This is a genomic window from Asaia bogorensis (genome assembly GCF_900465345.1).
Classification (GTDB): domain Bacteria; phylum Pseudomonadota; class Alphaproteobacteria; order Acetobacterales; family Acetobacteraceae; genus Asaia; species Asaia bogorensis_A.
This window is the reverse complement of record NZ_UEGO01000031.1, coordinates 1-18,805: the sequence shown is the minus strand read 5'-3', so window position 1 is coordinate 18,805 and position 18,805 is coordinate 1. Positions and strand designations below refer to the sequence as shown.

The following is an 18,805-nucleotide window of genomic DNA, read 5'->3' as shown; positions in this document are numbered from 1 at the left end:
CACCGAAGGCGCTTTCCTTGAAAACTGTCAGAAAACTGCGTATGTTCCTGACAGGAGAAAGACAATGACACGGCTGACCGAACAGATTCTGTCGCATATGGCGGGTTTGCCCGAGGGCGCTTCTGTGTCCGCTAAGGGGCTGCTCCATCTCGGCAATCGCGCCGCAGTGGACCAGGCCTTGTCGCGTCTGGCCGAGCGCGAGCAACTCATCCGGGCTGGGCGTGGTGTCTATCTCCGCCCCGTCGCCAGTCGGTTCGGGACGCGCGCGCCGTCGGTCGAACAGGCTGTGGAGGCCCTTGCCAGCCAGCGTGGCGAGACCATTGTCTCGAACGGTGCGGCGGCCGCAAACGTCCTTGGCCTGACGACACAGGTGCCGGTTCGCTCGGTCTATCTGACTTCTGGGCGCAGCCGGAAGATGAATCTCGGCAAGCAGGTCGTGGAATTGCGCCATGCCCCGCGCTGGCAATTGGCTCTGGCCAACCGGCCGGCGGGAGAGGCCGTCCGGGCCTTGGCCTGGCTCGGCCCGGAGAAAGCCGAAACTGCGCTCAGGACATTGAAGCGAAAGCTGCCGCCCAGCGCATTTGGCGAATTGGTGGCGGCCGCGCCGCAGCTTCCGACATGGTTGGCGCAGAGTGTCGGGAAGGCGGCCTATGGCTGAAACCTTCCTGCTCCTCTCGGCTCAGGATCGCCGCGACGCCCTTGGCGTCGCGGCTGATCGTTCGGGGCGGCCCGCGCATCTGCTCGAAAAGGACGTCTGGGTGGTGTGGGCGTTGAGCACGCTCTACGCGGCGCCGCTTGGTGAGCATCTGGTGTTCAAGGGCGGCACATCGCTGTCGAAAGCCTATCAGGTCATCCATCGGTTTTCCGAAGATGTGGATCTGACCTACGACATCCGGGCCATCGCGCCTGACCTAGTCGGGGACAATGGCGAGGGCCTGCCGAAAACACGAAGCGAGGAAAAGCGCTGGTCCAGCGAGGTTCGTCGCCGGCTGCCGGAATGGGTTGGCTCTGTAGTGCAGCCGGTGATCGCCGACGCCCTAGCAACGGAAGGTTTGGCTGCGGCGATCCGCGTCGAAGGTGATCGGCTCTTTATCGACTACGAACCGACCGCCGTCGGATCGGGCTATGTCGCCCCCAGCGTCATGCTGGAGTTCGGCGCGCGGTCGACGGGCGAGCCGGCCAGTTTGCGCGATGTTGTCTGCGATGCCTCCGACCTGATCGATGGCCTGATATTCCCGACAGCGCGTCCGCGCGTCATGCACGCCGAGCGGACGTTCTGGGAGAAGGCGACCGCGATCCATGTCTTCTGCCAGCAGGACCGACTGCGTGGGGACCGCTTCGCCCGGCACTGGTATGATGTCGCCCGGCTCGACGAAGCCGGTCTTGCGGACGCTGCCTTCGCTGACCGCGAACTGGCGAACACGGTCGCTCGCCATAAGTCGATGTTCTTCGCAGAGAAGGCCGCCGACCGCACGCCGATCGATTATGCAGCGGCTGTCAGCGGCGGCTTGCAGCTCGTGCCGGTAGGTGACGCTGCGAGGGCGCTGGAGGATGACTATGCCCGCATGGTCGAGGATGGGCTGCTCTTCGATGACGCAGAATCGTTCGAGGCGCTCATGGCACGATGCGCCGAGATAGCTGCGCGAGCCAACAACGCGGCCAGTTAAGAAAATACGATGAGGGGGCGTGTAGTGACAGTAATGGGTATGTCTGACATTCCGGCGAGCGTCGTAGTTCGGGGTGCAGCGAAATGATCGGAGAGCACTCCGATAGCTTCAATTTCCTTCAGCGGTTCTGGCCAGATCTCCATGATCTCGGAAGAAAGGCGGAACAGGCTGGACCGCACGAGCCGGATCTCGTGGCCATCCGGTTACGTGGGCTTACCGAGGCAATGGTCGTCAAACTGTTTGGCCAACTGGGACTTCAGTACGACCCAACGCATGCGCATTTCGACAGGTTGGTCCAGCTGGAGAATGCAGACCTGCTCGACGCCCGTCTCCTTTCCAAATTTCACGCTATCCGGAAGGTCGGCAACAATGCTGCACACAACGGGAAGGTTACGCCGGCACAAGCTGAAGCTCTTCTGGAAGATGCTTGGTCTCTTTCGTGCTGGTTCTGCCGCTTCATGCGTCCCGACGTCGAATGGCTGACTCCAGCGAGGCAGAACGCCAATCCCCTCTCGGTTCCGTCCATGGTGGAAGCGCAGGACGTGTCTGCCGAGCGGCAGCCGACGGTCCCGGGTAAGTCGTCGAACATACTCAAGTTTCCCGAGGAGCGCGTCCGGCGCATACGGGAGCAGGTCTCCCGCGCAATGGCGGAAGTCGATCCGAGAGTGCGCCAACTTCGGACCGGCATCACACTTCATGAGGCTTTCACGGAAAGTCTGTCGAACGATCAGGCCGCCTGCCTCGACGCGCTTTCCACATTTCTCGCCAGTCCGAAGCAGCGTGTATTTCTGCTCAAGGGCTATGCGGGCACCGGCAAGACCTTCCTCGCCAAGGGCATCACCGAATATCTTTCGACACAAGGACGCGCTTTCCGCCTCGCAGCACCGACCGGGCGTGCGGCGAAGATTATTTCGGAGAAGACCGGACGCGATGCGCGGACGGTGCATAGCCAAATCTACAACTTCAGCGACCTGAAGGAATATACGAAGGGGGATCAGGAGCTCGGGTCGGAGACGTTCAAGTTTTATGCGGAGATTGCCTCCAATCAGGATCAGGCCAACACGGTGTATATCGTGGACGAGGCGTCGCTTCTCTCGGATGTCTATTCGGAGAGCGAGTTCTTCCGGTCTGGCACCGCATATCTGTTGCGCGACCTGATCAGCTATGTCGGATTCGAGCATGGCGAGACCGACCGGAAGATTATCCTCGTAGGCGATCCCGCTCAGCTTCCCCCGGTGGGGATGTCCGTCTCCCCAGCGCTTGATACGGAGTACCTCCACAAACACCTCGGGTTGGATGCGGCCGAATACGAGTTGAAGGAAGTGCTGCGGCAGAAGGCGAATAGCGGGATTATCCGTAACGTCATGCCGCTTCGCGATAGCCTTTCAAAGGGCACATTTGGCAGCCTCAGCTTCGACTTCGGCGAAGATGTCCTGCGTCTCCGCGCCGACGAGGTTCTCCCATTATATATGGCGGCACGCTCTACCGGCGAAGCGAACATTCCGATCGTCATTACGCGGTCTAACAGCGAAGCGGCCAGTTACAACCGGGCGATCAGGGATGCACTTTTCCCCCTACGTGACTTCGTGGCGGCCGGTGATCGGCTGATCGTCACCGCCAACGCCGTTGTGAACGGCAGCTTCCTGGCTAACGGTGAGTTTGTCGATGTCGTCGATGCGGAAACCATGGTGGAGCGGCGGTCCGTCAATCTCCGATACCGTAACGAGGAGACCGGGACAGTCGACGTCATCGAGGTGTCGTTAGTGTTCCGCGACATCCAGATAACCGTTACGTCGCCAGATGGCGCCGAGACCGTTCTGACCGCGAAAATCCTCGACGATCATCTTCACGATAGCGGGGCCGGGCTCGACGCTGCGCAGCAGCGCGCGCTCTATGTGGACTTCCTCAAGCGTCACCCTGATCTGAAGCGCGGCCACGACCGAGAACGCCTCAGCCAGATCATACGCCAGGACCCGTACTTTAACGCGCTCCGCGTAAAGTTCGGCTACGCGGTGACTTGCCACAAGACGCAGGGTGGCGAATGGGGGCATGTGTTCGTGAGTTGCCCGTCTGGCCAGAATCCGAGATCGGCCGAGTATTTCCGTTGGCTCTATACGGCCATGACCCGCTCAAGCGGGAAGCTGTATATGATCGACCCGCCCGAAGTCAGGTTGAAGGTCGCCGGGCCTGACTGGTGGTCGCCTTCGGAGGTGTCGACGACATCGACGGATGGGCAGCTCTCGGCAGCTGCGCAGGCGGGAGGCACCGCCTCAATCATATCGCCTCAGGAGGCATTCCGCCTCGGTGTTCTGGCGCGCGTGCGGGACCTTCTCGGGGAGACGGGCATCGAGATCGACGATGTCGCGCATCACCAGTACCAGGAAGCCTTCTACCTGCGTCGTGACCTCGACACCGCCCACGCCAACATCAGTTACAATGGCAAGTTCAAGGTTACGGCGGTGGCTGTTCCTCCCGCAGGCGCTTTCAGCGAGCAGCTAGGCGAGCTTCTTCGGCCGTTGGTCGGTCAGTCCATTGGCTCGGCACTGCCAGTCGCCGGCACGGGTGGCTCGTCGGGCCTGCAATCGCCAAGCCGCCCTTTCCTTGCACAGTTCCACGACCGCCTTTTGCCTCTTCTCAGGGAACGCCAAATCCACATTGTGGGATTGAAGGAACAGGCGTGGAGCCAGCGCTACACCTTCTCGCGTGGCGGTGATGCTGCCGTCGTCGATGTCTTCTACGACGGACGAGATCGGTTCACGAAATGCATGCCGATCAACGTCGGGGGAAGGCAGGGCGTCCCAGCGGGTAAGTTGTTGCCCGAGGTGCTTGAGATACTCACCGCGCAGGTCATCCCGTGAAGCCGGGGCAGCAGGTCACGGCCTTGCGCAAGGGCGGCCAACTCGATGAAGCGTTCAAACTCGCCACGGAACTGGTTGCGGCGCCGGAGGCGAACGAATGGGAGGTCGGCGCTTACGGCTGGTGTCTGATCGATCTCGTGAAGCGGCATGCCGCCGACCGGGATCAGGCATCGCTGCATGGCTATCTGCGCCTGCTGACGAAGTTTGAGGTCCCTAGTGGAAATGAGCTTCTCGCCGAACACCGAGAGCGGGCGCTGGCATTGGTCGACGATGATCGTCGTGCCGTCATGGCAGCCCGAAAGCTCGGCAAGGATGGCCAGCACGACATGGCCGTTGGCGCGTTTACGGCAATCATGGCGAAAGGCGGTCTGACCAAGGACGACAAGACTGCTTTCGGCTGGGAGCTCTATCGGGCCACCCAGGCGATCTTCCGAGCGGCTGGGGGGCAGGATTTGGCGCCGAGCGCCATCGATACCGTCAAGCGGCACCTCAACACCTATCTCAAGCTCGGCATCTCGGAGTCCGGTCTATTACATAGCTGCATGATGCAGCAGGCGGTCCGGTTGTCCCATGGCGACCATCTCCGCCTCGCCGCATTCGCACGCTTGTGGGGTCTGGATTCGTTCCGGCGCGAGGACTTCGAGGAGTCCCGACTCGACGACGGCAAGACCTTCCCCCCGCTTGCGGAAACGGTGCTGCAACGCGCATCCAAGGAAGCTGCGAAGGGCGGATCTCCAGCGGAGATGAACTATATCCTGCCCTACCTTGAGCGCGGGCTGGAGCTGTTCCCTGAGAACGTCTGGCTGAAGTTGAACATGGTAAAGTTGCTGCGCGGCCTCGAACGGCTAGATGAGGCTCGACTGCTCGCGACTGAGTTCGCCCGCAGCAAGGCAGGCGAATATTGGACCTGGGAGTTGATCGGCGACCTCGAGGTGGAGCCGGCTATGCGCCTTTCGTGCTATGCGAAGGCGCTGACTTGCTCGGAGGACGATACGTTCGTCGGCAAGCTGCGTCTCAAGTTCGCGGCCCTGGTCGCCGCCGATCATTCCGGTGAGGCGAGAGCCGAAGTGGAACGGGTGATCGAACATAGACGTCGCGAGGGCACCCGCATTCCCATCGACGCCCAGCGGATGGCGGAAAGCGCCTGGTTCCTTGCCGCGGCACCATCTACCCCGGGCCGGTCGTTCTACGATCGCTTCAAGTCGCGCGCCGAGGAGTTGCTCTTCGCCCATCTCCCTTGGACCGATGCATCAGTCGGCGACGAATTCGTGATCGAGGGGCAGGAAGGGCAGAAGGATCGGACACGCCGGCGGATATTCGTGAAGGCCAGCCCGCTGCCATTAGAAATCAGCGTCTCTGCGGGGCACCCGGAAGTGCGGGGCTGTCGGCCGGGCGCTCCGATCAGGGTGCAGATGGAGGTGTCGACCGCCGAACCGTGGAAGGCGATGGTGCATCGGATTCAGCCACGGAACGGCGCCAGCGATGACGTTGTGCCGGAACTATGCGGCGTGATCGATCACATCAACCGGGCCAAGTCGCTCCTCCATTTTGTGGTGGCTAAGGGAATCGACGGCACGTTTCCGTTGGCCGACTTTACCGGTTCAGCAACGATAGGACAGGCTGTCGCGGTTCGGGCGACCCGCTATCACAGCCGGAAAGGTGCGCGGACTCGGACGCTGTCGGTTTCCTCTACCACCCGATCGCCTGGAACGGATGTGCTGAAGCCTTTCAACGACGATGTCGAAGTCCGTAATGGCCTCGGCTTCACTTCCGCTGGCATCTTTATTCCGCCGGATATCGTTGCAGAATCCAGGGTCGTCGATGGCGATCGGGTGGAAGGCCTAGCCGTTATCAATTTCGACAAGAAGCGAAGCACATGGGGCTGGAAAGCTATCAGCGCGAAAAACGACTGAGTTGGTGACAATGCGCGAGCCATTCGCGCTCCGGCCCGGCGTGACAATTGGCCGCTTTGATGATAGAGCTACATCGTGAAATCGGCGGAATGCATGGATCAAGTCGGATTGTTTCCTGCGTTCCTCGCTTGACGATAGATCCCGAAAGTACGGTTTTTCGGGGCATCCCGGAAAAATCCAATAATTTCAAAAGCCAGCCGTTTTGCCTGGATAGCTGACGGTATATCGCCGTGAAGAATGTTTTTAATGACGATATTTCAATGTGTTATGCTGCCAATCAATAATCGATTGGGAATGATCCCGCGCCGCTGCGCTGAGTTTTTTTTGGGGCACCTGCCTAGGTCACGTTGACAAGAGGCCTATCGCCAGGGGGCAAGACCTGTTTCAACTCGTGCCTACAGGTAACGGCCAGCGGGAGCGGGGATGGCACGAGGCGATCTAACGGATCATGAATGGTCGTTGATTGGCCCGCTTCTGCCACCTGAGCGCAGACGTTGGGTGCGCCCAGATGGAGACAACCGCCTTTCTCTCACTGACATGCTGCATGTTCTGCGCGCAGGCTGTCCCTGGCGCGACATGCATGAGCGCTACGGCAAATGGAACTCGGTTTATGTCCGTTTCGGCGTTGGGTTGGACAGGGTGTCTGGGATGCCATGCCGCAAACCCGGGTAGATCTGGGACTAACCGATAACTGGCAGCATATGCTCGACTGCACTGTGGTTCGTGGCCATTCCCAAGCTTAAGACGGGAAAGGGGAACTCATTCGGAGGGTTATGGTCGATCACGCGGTGCCTATACGAGCAAAATCCACGCCCGATGCAACAATCAGGGACGTCCTCTCGGTTTTATCCTGACCGAAGGCCTGGTCTCAGATTACAAAGCCACAGACACCCTGCTGATGTTGCCTGTTCCAAACCCGCGGGCTATGCTTGCTGAGCGGGGCTATGACAGCGACTGTTTTCGTCAGGCGCTTCTGATCCATGCGATCCTGCCGGTTGTTCCGTCACGCGAAGGCCGTAAGGCTCCTCAGCAAACAGACTGGCGACGCTATCGAGACCGAGATCGTATCGAGCGGATGTTCAACAGGCTCAAGCAGATGCGTCGTATCGCAACCCGCTATGATAAGACCGCCTTCTCTTTCGTGAGTTTCCTCAACCTCGGCGCCGCAAGACATTGAATCGGATCTTCCGTCAACGTGACCTAGAACTGACGGTTGACATTAGCCTGCACCCGGAGCCCCTCTGAAGGGTAAGTATCGATAATTCAGTTGGCCCGGGCTGAGATGTTTTTTTGCAGACTGGAATAGTCTTCGCAGCGTTAACCCGGAAGCGCAGAGCTCGCCTCGATATAAAAAATCTCAGATGTTATTAAGCGCATACGTGAAGCCTCGGCTATTATCGTGGTCATAGATGCAGGCGCTTCCGTCAGCGCAGGCATACCCACGGCACAAATTCTCTTGAAAAGATCAGTAGTAGTTTTCGCGTCGTCCTAGAGCCTGTTTGGAAAGTCGCTAAAATGTGAGTCAAGCTCTTGATGTGGACGCCAGAGTAGAGAGCCAGAATGGGCGGGATTGCCCGAGAGACGAAGCGCTGTCCGTCTAACATGACGGACGAGGAATGGGGGCGGATTGCGCCGTGCGGTACGCTGCCTGGTTCGCTCGGGCTTCGGCTGGCGGACGCTGCCGATCCATTTCGGTCATTGGCGTACGGTCTATGGTTGGTTCAGGGAGTTGGCGCGACGGCTCCTGTTCCAGATCATTCACGACGTGGAGGTGGTACACGATCGGGAGCGGACAGGTCACGAGGCGAGCCTGACAGCCTGAGCGTCAAGGCGCCTCGTGCGAAGACGAGACGTCATGACGCCGGTGTCGATAACCGGGCTGGTACCATACAGGGGCAAGACAAGGTTACGGCCACCATCAGTTCCCGCGATAACCGTGGTGGCGGGACTGTGCTCTCACTGGGGTCGGATCTTATCCTGCGGAACGGAGGGGCCCCCCTTTCCACCGTACTAAACTAGGGGGGGTACGAACGGTGCGGCCGGTGTAGTTTCTCTGGCTACACAGTAGTATGTATCTGGTGCCAGCAGTTCCCGTCTTGGGAATAGCGGTATGACGCTCTCGGTCTCAGGCGATCTCGATAATCAGGATATCGTCTCCAGCGGCACTGATCTTGTCCTGAGAGCCGACAGGCTGATCAACGGTGCGGGAGGCCTGATTGCTGCGAAAAATGGCGATCTGACGCTCGCGATGACGGTACAGATCGTAGACGCGCTTTCCTATCACAGGATCATACAGAGCTCATCTGCCGGAAAAATTTCTTTCGATTATTCTCTCTTTGCAACGTCAGATTACGGCCGATCCCTATGATATTTTTCTGGCGCAGCACTGTGGCCGAGTAGTGCACATTGACGAGACAGACGGACTACGCATCATCTTCGGAAATGACGAGATTATACAACTCCGTCCCTCGGGCGATGCATCAGAACTACGCGTTCATGTGTAAGCCAGTTCTCCTGAGCGCGCTTCAATGCTGCTTGCGGCCAGTGTAAAACATGCTACGAAATAGGACTGTTCGATAATTCGGTTTTATCCAAACTCCCATTCTGAAAAAAAAGCTGAATGGTGCGTCAAAATCTTTATTAGTCGCGTTCGAGTATCGCTTCAGAGTCCAAGAGAGTGGTTCGTGTTATGAGTGTACCGAAATCAGATAAGACGATTATTTCGACCTCCATGGTTTTCCCCGTTATTCTTTCTGGTGGTTCGGGAAGCAGACTCTGGCCGGTATCCCGAAAGAGCTTTCCAAAGCAGTTCTGGCCACTCCTCTCGGACAAAACCCTGCTGCAAGAGACTGCGCTGCGCGGTGCATCGTTTGGGCTCTCTGCGCCTATCGTTATTTGCAACAGCGAACACCGCTTTATTGTCTCGGAACAACTTCGAGAGGCCAGCGTCGAGACAGCACGAGTCGTCCTAGAGCCTGTTGCACGTAATTCGGGTCCAGCTATCGCCGCTGCTGCCTTTCTTGTTGCAGAAACCGATCCTAACGCGGTCCTTTGGATTATGGCCGCAGATGCGGCAATACGTAAGGACGACCTTCTGCAGGAGGACCTCAGTGCCGCGATCAGCGCTGCATCTAGTGGTTACATCGTAACGTTCGGCATTCACCCTAGCAGGCCTGAAACCGGGTACGGTTACATTGAACGCGGTCAAAAACTTGACACAATAGAGGACGTCTATGCCGTCTCGGAGTTCATAGAAAAGCCAGATAGTCACCGAGCTGAAGATCTTGTTAGAGATGGTCGCTTTCTGTGGAACTCGGGTATGTTTGTGGCGCGCGCAAGCGTTATCCTGAATGAGATCCAGAAATTTGAGCCCGAAGTTTTTTCTGCTGTTCAGGCAGCGGTCGAAAATCGCGTAACTGACGCGGACTTCGAGCGATTGGACACAGTTGCGTTCGCTCGATCTCCGGATATCTCGATTGACTATGCCGTCGCTGAACGTACAAATCTTGCCGCGGTCGTACCGTCGCGTTTTGATTGGTCCGATGTCGGAAGTTGGGATACTCTTTGGGAACTTACGCCGAAAGACGATGACGGGAATGCCGCTCTCGGCGACGTATTCCTCGATAATACAAAAAACTGCTATGTCCGTTCGGATGGCATTCTGGCGACTGTGTCCGGCGTTGAGGATCTTATCGTAGTCGTCACGGGAGATGCTGTGATGGTTTCTCATCGTGATAGCGCACAGGATGTCAAAAAAGTTGTTGCAAAGATCACTGCGGCAGGTCGACCTGAAGCAATCAACCACAATCGGATGTATCGTCCATGGGGTTTCTATGAGAGTTTAATTCAGGGCGATCGCTTTCAAGTCAAACGTATCCATGTTGACCCTGGTCACAAGTTGTCTCTCCAAAAGCATTTCCATCGTGCTGAACATTGGGTCGTTGTTGCTGGAACCGCTATCGTTACGCGTGACCAAAACGAAATTATGGTTCGTGAAAACGAGAGCGTGTATCTACCGCTCGGCTGCGTGCACCGCCTAGAGAATCCAGGAAAAATTCCACTCACGTTGATCGAAGTCCAATCTGGTCCATACCTTGGGGAAGATGATATTGTCCGCATCGAGGACGTCTATAGTCGAGATTAATCAAAATATAATTACTAACAATCATATAATACAAATGAAATTGGTCATTAAAATGGAGTAATTGAAGGGACGTTAATTTATTTTCCCCGGTAATGATTCTGGGCTTTGGATGATTTGATTGTCGGTTCTTGGGGGTGTTTTTGATCTGTGTTTTGAGCGGGTCGGGGACTTCTACCCTGCTGGGAAGGGTGGTTCCATAGTACTGCCGGTTTGCTCTGGTGAGCTCCAGCGTCCAGGATCTGGCCCGACATTGGCAAATACCCGCCGTTGCGCAGTGTAGTATCATAACGATCAAACAGTCTTTCAATAGCCCCTGCCTGTGCCAGACGTCCGCGAAACAGCCAGATTCTCTTAGCGTCCGGCACACAGCCTAACATAAGTGGATCCGGTTTTCTGGATAGGAAAGTAAGCTGTAGACCGGCCTGAGAGAGGACGGACTTATGGCCAAGGTTATGTGAAAGAGGCTCACAGGCGAGTTCAAGTCTCGGGTCGCGCTGGAGGCGATCCGGGGTAAGCAGACGCTGGCGGAACTGGCATTAAAGCTCGGTGTGTATCAGACGATGATCGCCCAATGGAAGCGTCAGGCCATTGAAGGTATGGCGACGATGGGGCTGCGGGCGATCTGCCAGCGGCCACGCACGACCATCCCGCATCCGGTACATCGGAAATATCCCGATCTGCTGTGAGATCTAATGATCGACCGCCTCAATCAGGCCTGGTACTCCGACATGACCGACATCTTGATGCGCAAGGGCTCTATCTACCTCGCGACGATCATCAATTGGTCGAATCGCAAAATGCTGTGGTGGCGCCTGTCGAACACGATGGATGCCGAATTCTACATCGAAGCACTGCAGGAGACCCTGATCCGCTCTAGCGTGCCGGAAATCTTCAACACGGATAAGGGCTCGCAATTCACGACGCCCCGGTTCACGGAAGTAATGGAGAAGCCCTAATTCTACCCGGGTTTGCAGCATGGCATCCCAGACACCCTGTCCAGCCCAACGCCGAAACCGGACATAAACCGAGTTCCATTTGCCGTAGCGCTCATGCACGTCGCGCCAGGGACAGCCTGTGCGCAGAACATGCAGCATGTCAGTGAGAGACAGGCGGTTGTCTGCAGCTGGGCGCACCCAACGTCCGCGTTCAGGTGGCAGAAGCGGACCAATCAACAACCATTCATGATCCGTCAGATCGCCTCGTGTTATCCCCGCTCCCGCTGGCCGTTACCTGCAGGCACGAGTTGAAACAGGTCTTGCTCCCAGCCGATAGGCCTCCTGTCAACGTGACCTACACCCTCGCCTATTCCGATAAGGCGCTTGGCCGCCTGAATTTGTGCAAACTGGGTTCAGGAGTGACGGTGAGCCAAGGCCAAATATGAATTGGGGCAAGGTGGTAAGGGACAAACCGAAGGTCGTTCGCATAGTCGAGCGGCTTTTCCGAGCCACAAGCGGCAGATGACGCTGCGGCAACACTGTTTTCAACTTGCCTTCTACAATCTGATAAGGGAAACCAGATGGGGAATGATAATCGACCACTCCAATGATCTGGCATGTTCACTGCCCTGAATGGAACATCACACAATTATGTCCAAAGATCTCGAACGCTTTGATCCCGCAACACACAATGGACGCATACTCTACGAGCACGTTCATCGCTATGCGTTATGTCGAGAATGGGTTGAGGGGCTACGGGTGCTCGATCTGGCTTGTGGGACCGGCTATGGCACAGCAATACTGGGAACAGTGGCTGCGAGTGCTACCGGGCTGGACATTAGTCAGGACAGTGTGGTCAAAGCCCGTCGCCGGTATGGAAATGAAAATATTCGATATGTAGTGGGAGACAGTTGCGCTCTGCCCTTCGACGACGACAGCTTTGATGTTGTTGTTGCGAATGAAATGATTGAGCATATAGAAGATACCGGAAGCCTAATTGACGAAGTCAAGCGTGTGCTTCGTCCCAACGGCCGTTTTCTGGTCTCCACACCGAACAAGCCGATCTACAACCGCTATAAGCCGCCCAACATATTCCATACATCAGAGATGGACATAAACGAATTTAGAACGCTGCTTCGCGGTCATTTTCCACATGTCCGCATGATTGCCACGCGCATGCTGCTGTCGTCTGTCAGCTTCGATCTCGAGCAGAATATTAATGTTGACAACCAATCGGAAGCACTTATCTATAACGGACAGACCGGCGATAATCATACGATCTTGGTCAAGAACGAGCCATTGGATCTCAACGATCCTGAATATGTGCTAGCTGCCTGCTCGTTCGAACAACTGGAAAATAATTTTCCTAAGAATTCTCTACTATTTATACCTGATAATGATCTTTGGCTCGAGCATGAAAAGGTCATGGCGTGGGCATCGCGCTTACATGATGAAGACGAGGCTCTGCGTGTCGACCTAACTGCGGCGCGTGCGCAGGCGCAAGAATATTTGGCGCAACTCTCAGAGGCACAAGCCGCGCACGCAGAGGTGGAAGCAAAGCTGCAACAGGCGCAGCAGCAGCAGCAGGTTTTCGACGTTACTGAAGAGCGCGCACGGCTGCTCGAACAGGCCAGGCAGGACGTTAATAAAGATTGGGCCGCGCTCGCCCGCTACGTCGAACTTTTGGTTGGCGCGGAGGTGGGAGCCGATACTCCTGAACTGTTGAAGGGCCTTTACGCGCTGAACGAGCGCCATCAGCGCATGCTACGCCAAATGGACGCAAAGATCGCTGAAATGGATGGCCAATATGCCGCTGTTTGCAATGATCTGGACGTGGAGCGTGCGCGTGGTCGCGCGAATGACGATCAGTTGAATTCCATACTGGTCGAGCGTGATAAGTTAAAATCGAGCCTGGATGCAGCTCAACTGCGAGAACAAACGGAAGCCGAAGCGAGGCTGCAACAAGCGCAGCAGCAAATTTCTGATGTCTTGGCAGAGCGCGAACGGCTACTCGAACAGGCTAGGCCCGATGTCAATAAAGATTGGGCCGCGCTCGCCCGCTACATCGAACTTTTGGTTGGCGCGGAGGTGGGAGCCGATACTCCTGAACTGTTAAAAGGCCTTTACGCGCTGAACGAGCGCCATCAGCGCATACTACGCGAAATGGAAGCAAAGATCGCTGAAATGGAGGGCCAATATGCCGCCGTTTGCAATGATCTGCACGTGGAGCGCGCGCACGGCCGCGCGAATGACGATCAGTTGAATTCCATACTGGTCGAGCGTGATAAGTTAAAATTGAGCCTGGATGCAGCTCAACTGCGAGAACAGACGGAAGCCGAAGCGAGGTTGCAACAAGCGCAGCAGCAAATTTCCGATGTTTTGGCAGAGCGCGAGCGGCTACTCGAAGAGGCAAGGCGCGATGTTAATAAAGATTGGGCCGCACTCGCCCGCTACATCGAGCTTTTGGTTGGCGCGGAGGTAGGAGCCGACACTCCTGAACTGTTGAAAGGGCTCTACGCGCTGAACGAGCGCTATCAGCGCATGCTATACGAAATGGAAGCAAAGATCGCTGAAATGGAGGGCCAATATGCCGCCGTTTGCAATGATCTGCATGCGGAGCGTGCACACGGCCGCGCGAATGACGATCAGTTAAATTCTATACTGGTCGAGCGCGATAAGTTGAAGTTGAGCTTGGAGGAGGCCCAGGCGCGAGAACGAGAGCTCGATCAAGCCACCCAAGAGACTCTGCACAATGCGGCTCAAAAAGCGATACAGCTAGAGCTAGCGCATGAACTTGCCGTCGGCGACTTTCAAGTCGCTCAGGAGCAGCTGAGAACTGTGACCCAGACTCACAGCGCAGCGCTGGCGACGATTAAGACCAAGCAGGAAATGCTCGATGCCGCCCAAGCGCGGATCGAACGTACCGACAACGCTTTGCAGACTTTGCGCGTACGCCACGAAGAAATCGTAGGCGAACATGAATCTACACAAGTCGCGCTTGATCAAGCTCGTGCCACCCTGACCGCGCAAAAGGCCCAACTCGCACCACGACTGGAGCAGTTACGTAATAAACTTTTGGAGAAATTTCCCAAGCGTCGGCTTTTGTCAGCTCGAGAAGCCCGCAATCGAGAAGAGTTCAGGACGTTACACCGCAGTGTGCGCAACGAACTGGCGCAGGCGATAAAAGAAATTAAAGGGAAGGCGATACCGGCGCCCAGGCCTCGTTTGCGTCAGCTTGCTGGCGTCCCGGTGCCGGGTAGCCTGCGCACCTGTCTGTTTAGCCGCGACTGGCTTGCGCGTAGTAATCCTGCATTAGGCAGCCTTTCGCTACGGTCATATCTGAGAAACCCTCAATACTGGGCGCTTGATCCACATCCGCTATTTGATGCGAATAGTTATCGTGAGCAGCGGTGCGAGCTAGATGGACGCGAAGTTTCGCCACTGCAGCACTACCTAGAACAGGGCTGGCGTGAAGGTCGTGATCCTCATCCTTGGTTTTGCAATAATTGGTATTTGTATCGTAATTCCGACGTCTTAGCAGACGGCGGCATGAGCCCACTCGAGCATTACCTTCTGCATGGCTGGAAAGAAGGGCGCAAACCTTCGCCGGTGTTTGATCCGGACGCCTATCTTGATCGCTATCCGGACGTACGCGCCGCTGATATCGAGCCGCTCACGCACTTCATTGTGCATGGCCTACTGGAAGGGCGTGAAGTGCCGATAAGAGGCGTCACGGCTAACTCGCGGTTGTGGTTGCCGGACAACTACCGCAACCGGTCGGTTCTCGACTTCATGCTTGCATGCGACGTGCCCGAAGACGAACCGCAGTTGGACGTTGACGAACTACTTGCCAACTTCGAAGACCTTGAGGCCACTGCGAAGGACAACAACGAGCCGGGTGAACCTGGTGCAGATATTGCCCATGTGACAGCAACATTGTCTCCTGCCTTAATCTCTTGGCCACCACGGCCGCTTAACGATTACTGGCCACCTCAAGGCCTTCGTGATTTCGTGCTCGAACGGTATGACGAGATGGTGCTTGACCGCATCTGGTACCTGTATTCGGTGATGGCTGCATTCGAGAACGAGGCTGAAACATTTCCTGCTTCAGAAACTTGCAACTTGCTTGTCGAACATGCTCGCTACTGTGCTGGCAACGTGAGACGCAGCACGTCAGGTGTTCCCGATGTCTCTATCGTAATCCCCGTCTACAACAATATCCTCGATACTCTACTGTGCGTTGTCAGTGTGTTGGATGCGGAGACCAGCCATAGTTTTGAAATCATCATCGCCGACGACTGTTCGACTGACGCTACTGCTACGCTAATTCAGTCTATTGGTGGCTGTGTGCGGCATGTGCGGCATGCCGAAAACCAAGGTTTCCTCGGCAATTGCAATGCTGCTGCGACTTATGCCGAAGGCCGCTATGTTCTACTGTTGAACAACGACACGTTGGTGATGCCGCTATGGATGGACGCGCTGCTTGAGCCTTTCTGCCGGTTTGAACGCGTCGGTTTGACGGGGGCCAAACTGATAAACTGGGACGGCTCGCTACAGGAAGCTGGTGGCATCTATTGGAAAGATGGCTCCGCTTGGAATTTCGGCCGTAACCAAGCACCGCGCGCGCCGCAGTTCAGCTACCTCAAGGATGTCGACTACGTGTCTGGCGCCGCTATCTGCATCCCACGTCATGTCTGGCAGGAATTGGGTGGTTTCGATACCTTGTTTACCCCAGCTTACTGCGAGGACTCCGATATAGCCTTCCGTCTGCGGGCGAGCGGCTACCGGACTCTTTTGGCTCCTGAGGCGGAGGTCATCCATCATGAAGGGCGCAGCCATGGGCGCGATGTAGAATCCGGCATCAAGGCCTACCAGGCAATCAATACGGAACGTTTGCTTGAACGCTGGCGTGACGTGCTAGAGCGCGATCATTATCCCAACGCTGTCAACGTCCTTCGTGCACGGGACAGGTCGTTCAATAAGAGACATATCCTCGTCGTCGATCATTACGTACCGCGGTGGGATCAGGATGCTGGGTCACGCTCGACTTTCAACTGCGTCGAAGCCTTTATCGCTCTGGGTTATGCAGTGACCTTGTGGCCTGATAATTTGTGGCGCGATCCAGACTATACTCCGGTTTATCAGGCCATGGGGGTAGAGGTAATTTATGGGCCCGAATTCCAGAACGGCTTTACAGACTTTATCCGTGAACGCGCAGACCTTTACGAGGCTGCCTTCATAAATCGCCCCCATATTGCCGAGCCTTACGTCGACGCATTGCGTGAACATACGCGCACGCAAGTAATGTTCTATGGCCATGATCTTCATTTTAAGCGTCTAACGCGAGCGATGGAAATTGGCGAAAATGTGACGTTAGGAGAGATCGAAGCCGCCCGTGAGCAGGAGCTGCAGATTTGCGGCAAGGCCGATGTCGTCTTCTATCCAGATCAGGAAGAGGTGGATTACGTCTCGTGCGTAGTGGGAGGAAAGCGTACGTTCCTCGCGTTGCCGGTGGTCGTCTTCCCGACCGATAACATCGGTTGCTCCTCGCGGCGGGCGGCGCAGCAGGCAAAGCCCGACAATGCTATGAAACTGCTTTTCGTGGGCGGTTTCAATCATGCTCCTAACTGTGACGGCATCACATGGTTCGTCAACGAGGTGTTGCCGATCGTAAAGCGCGAAGTGAGTGCACTGCAATTGATGATCGTGGGCTCTAAGCCATCTCAAGAGGTCATCGCGTTGCAGAATGCAGACATAACCGTAACCGGTTTTGTGACTGATGCCGAACTGGAGAGGCTTTACGAAGACGCCACGCTAGCCATCGCTCCTTTGCGCTATGGTGCCGGCGTCAAGGGCAAGGTCATCGAGGCACTGGCCAAGGGTGTTCCTTTGGTGACTACGCCGGTCGGTGCGCAGGGGCTTATCGACCCGGATAAGATTTTGTTCCAAGCAACCAGTTGCGCCGAGTTCGCGGCTTGCGTCGTCACTGCTTTGACGGATCGCGACCAAGCTACGAAGCGGGCCTCCGCCGGTACGGATTACATTCGGCGACACTATTCCGTGGAGGTGCTACAAACGATTTTTAGAACCCTAGTGGAAGACTAGGTTCTTTAAGAGCTTGGAGATATTGTGGATCTGCAGAGATCTTCATGATGAGCGTGGTGCAGTCTGTAATGTCCGATAATGCGTGGCGGGTCCTGGGGGCCGCTGGTCGAGGGGGTAAGGCCCAAGAGGTAAACGCCGCCACGCAACTTGCGAGAGACGGCGTCGGCCGTTCTTCCGGCGTCATCAGCATAGTGCAAAATGGCGATCTTTCCTGACGAGAGGTGGACCCGGTTTTTCAGCCAAGGGCGTAAGCTATAAACCGGCCTGAGATAGGACGGGCATATGGGCAAGGTTAGGCGGAAACGATATTCGGCGGAGTTCAAGTCGCGGGTCGCGCTGGAGGCGATCCGGGGCGAGCAGACGCTGGCGGAGTTGGCGTCGAAGCACGGTGTGCACCAGACTGATTGCCAAGTGGAAGCGCCTGGCTGTCGAGGGCATGGCGGGCATCTTCTCGGGCAAGGCGGCACCGGAGGCGACGGCTAGCCCGGCCGACGTGGAGAAACTTCACGCAAAGATTGGCCGGTTGCTGGTGGGACGGGTTTTTTGCGGGATGCCTCTGTGCGGCTGGGCGTGCTCAGAGGCGGCAAATGATCGACCTGAAGCGGCCTCGGCTTTCCGTGGTGCGGCAATGCGCGTTGCTGCAGCTTGACCGGTCGTCCGTGCATTACCGGCCGGTGCTGGAGAATAAGGGCAATCTTGAACTGATGCGGCTGATCGACGCGCAGTTCCTGGAGACGTCGTATTACGGATCCCGTCTGATGACCTGGCATCTTCGTCGTCTCGGCTACGATGTCGGGCGCAAGCGCGTCCGTCGGCTGATGGCGACGATGGGGCTGCGGGCGATCTACCAGAAGCCACGCACGACCATCCCGCATCCGACGCATCGGAAATATCTGTATCTGCTGAATGATCTGGTCATTGATCGCCCCAATCAGGTGCGATGCTCGGACATCACCTACATCCCGATGCGCAAGGGTTTTCTGTATCTCGTGGCGATCATGGACTGGTCGACGCGCAAGGTTCTGTCCTGGCGGCTGTCGAACACGATGGATGCGGAGTTCTGCATCGAGGCGCTGCAGGTAGTGTTGATCCGCTACGGCGCGCTGGAGATTATCAACACGGACCAGGGTTCACAATTCACGACGCCCCGGTTCACCGAGGTCCTTGAACGACGCCAGGTTCG

Annotated in this window: 9 protein-coding genes and 6 pseudogenes; 13 read left to right on the top strand and 2 right to left on the bottom strand. The window is 56.6% G+C overall.

The features are described from left to right. Positions 1–64: 64 nt before the first annotated feature. The 10 genes and pseudogenes from ED655_RS10375 (at position 65) to ED655_RS10340 (ending at position 10,582) form a co-directional block, all read left to right on the top strand. The gene (locus ED655_RS10375; RefSeq protein WP_122050095.1) at positions 65–658 is read left to right on the top strand and encodes a DUF6088 family protein; all 594 of its coding nucleotides are present in this window, start codon (positions 65–67) and stop codon (positions 656–658) included. Then, positions 651–1,667 carry a nucleotidyl transferase AbiEii/AbiGii toxin family protein gene (locus ED655_RS10370; RefSeq protein ID WP_122050094.1) on the top strand — a complete coding sequence of 339 codons (1,017 nt, stop codon included), beginning with the start codon at positions 651–653 and terminating at the stop codon, positions 1,665–1,667. Before ED655_RS10375 ends, ED655_RS10370 begins: the two co-directional genes overlap by 8 nt. Before the next feature lie 83 nt (positions 1,668–1,750). After that, a complete protein-coding gene (locus tag ED655_RS10365; protein ID WP_122050093.1) occupies positions 1,751–4,525 on the top strand; it encodes an ATP-dependent DNA helicase in 2,775 nt (924 codons plus the stop codon). Beyond that, positions 4,522–6,438 carry a DUF7017 domain-containing protein gene (locus ED655_RS10360; RefSeq protein WP_122050092.1) on the top strand — a complete coding sequence of 639 codons (1,917 nt, stop codon included), beginning with the start codon at positions 4,522–4,524 and terminating at the stop codon, positions 6,436–6,438. The genes ED655_RS10365 and ED655_RS10360 overlap by 4 nt, the downstream gene beginning before the upstream one ends. A 423-nt stretch (positions 6,439–6,861) precedes the next feature. Further along, positions 6,862–7,110: a transposase gene (locus tag ED655_RS16110; protein ID WP_205836028.1), complete on the top strand. Its 249-nt coding sequence runs from the start codon at positions 6,862–6,864 to the stop codon at positions 7,108–7,110. Positions 7,111–7,129: 19 nt separating this feature from the next. Then, on the top strand, positions 7,130–7,615 hold the full coding sequence (locus ED655_RS15745) for an IS5 family transposase (protein ID WP_205836036.1): 486 nt from the start codon (positions 7,130–7,132) through the stop codon (positions 7,613–7,615). 383 nt (positions 7,616–7,998) lie between these two features. Further along, positions 7,999–8,304, top strand: a pseudogene (locus tag ED655_RS10350) (transposase); the annotation flags it as partial. A 6-nt stretch (positions 8,305–8,310) separates the two neighbouring features. Further along, positions 8,311–8,457 (top strand): annotated as a pseudogene (locus ED655_RS16105) (hypothetical protein); the annotation flags it as partial. A gap of 91 nt (positions 8,458–8,548) precedes the next feature. Continuing rightward, positions 8,549–8,806, top strand: coding sequence for a hypothetical protein (locus ED655_RS16100; RefSeq protein ID WP_122050091.1), 258 nt, complete (start codon positions 8,549–8,551; stop codon positions 8,804–8,806). A gap of 321 nt (positions 8,807–9,127) precedes the next feature. Beyond that, positions 9,128–10,582, top strand: a complete 1,455-nt coding sequence (locus ED655_RS10340) for a mannose-1-phosphate guanylyltransferase/mannose-6-phosphate isomerase (RefSeq protein ID WP_122050090.1) — start codon at positions 9,128–9,130, stop codon at positions 10,580–10,582. 227 nt (positions 10,583–10,809) lie between these two features. Here the strand turns inward: ED655_RS10340 and ED655_RS15910 are convergent. Beyond that, a pseudogene (locus tag ED655_RS15910) lies at positions 10,810–10,947 on the bottom strand (IS5/IS1182 family transposase); the annotation flags it as partial. Between the two features lie 108 nt (positions 10,948–11,055). On the opposite strand from ED655_RS15910, the pseudogene ED655_RS15905 reads away from it, so the two are divergent. After that, positions 11,056–11,532, top strand: a pseudogene (locus ED655_RS15905) (transposase); the annotation flags it as partial. Positions 11,533–11,568: 36 nt separating this feature from the next. On the opposite strand, the pseudogene ED655_RS16095 reads toward ED655_RS15905, so the two are convergent. Beyond that, positions 11,569–11,775 (bottom strand): annotated as a pseudogene (locus ED655_RS16095) (transposase); the annotation flags it as partial. Positions 11,776–12,168: 393 nt separating this feature from the next. Between ED655_RS16095 and ED655_RS10320 the strand changes: the two are divergent. Continuing rightward, positions 12,169–17,622, top strand: coding sequence for a methyltransferase domain-containing protein (locus ED655_RS10320; RefSeq protein WP_162993481.1), 5,454 nt, complete (start codon positions 12,169–12,171; stop codon positions 17,620–17,622). Positions 17,623–17,904: 282 nt separating this feature from the next. Further along, a pseudogene (locus ED655_RS10315) lies at positions 17,905–18,805 on the top strand (IS3 family transposase); the annotation flags it as partial.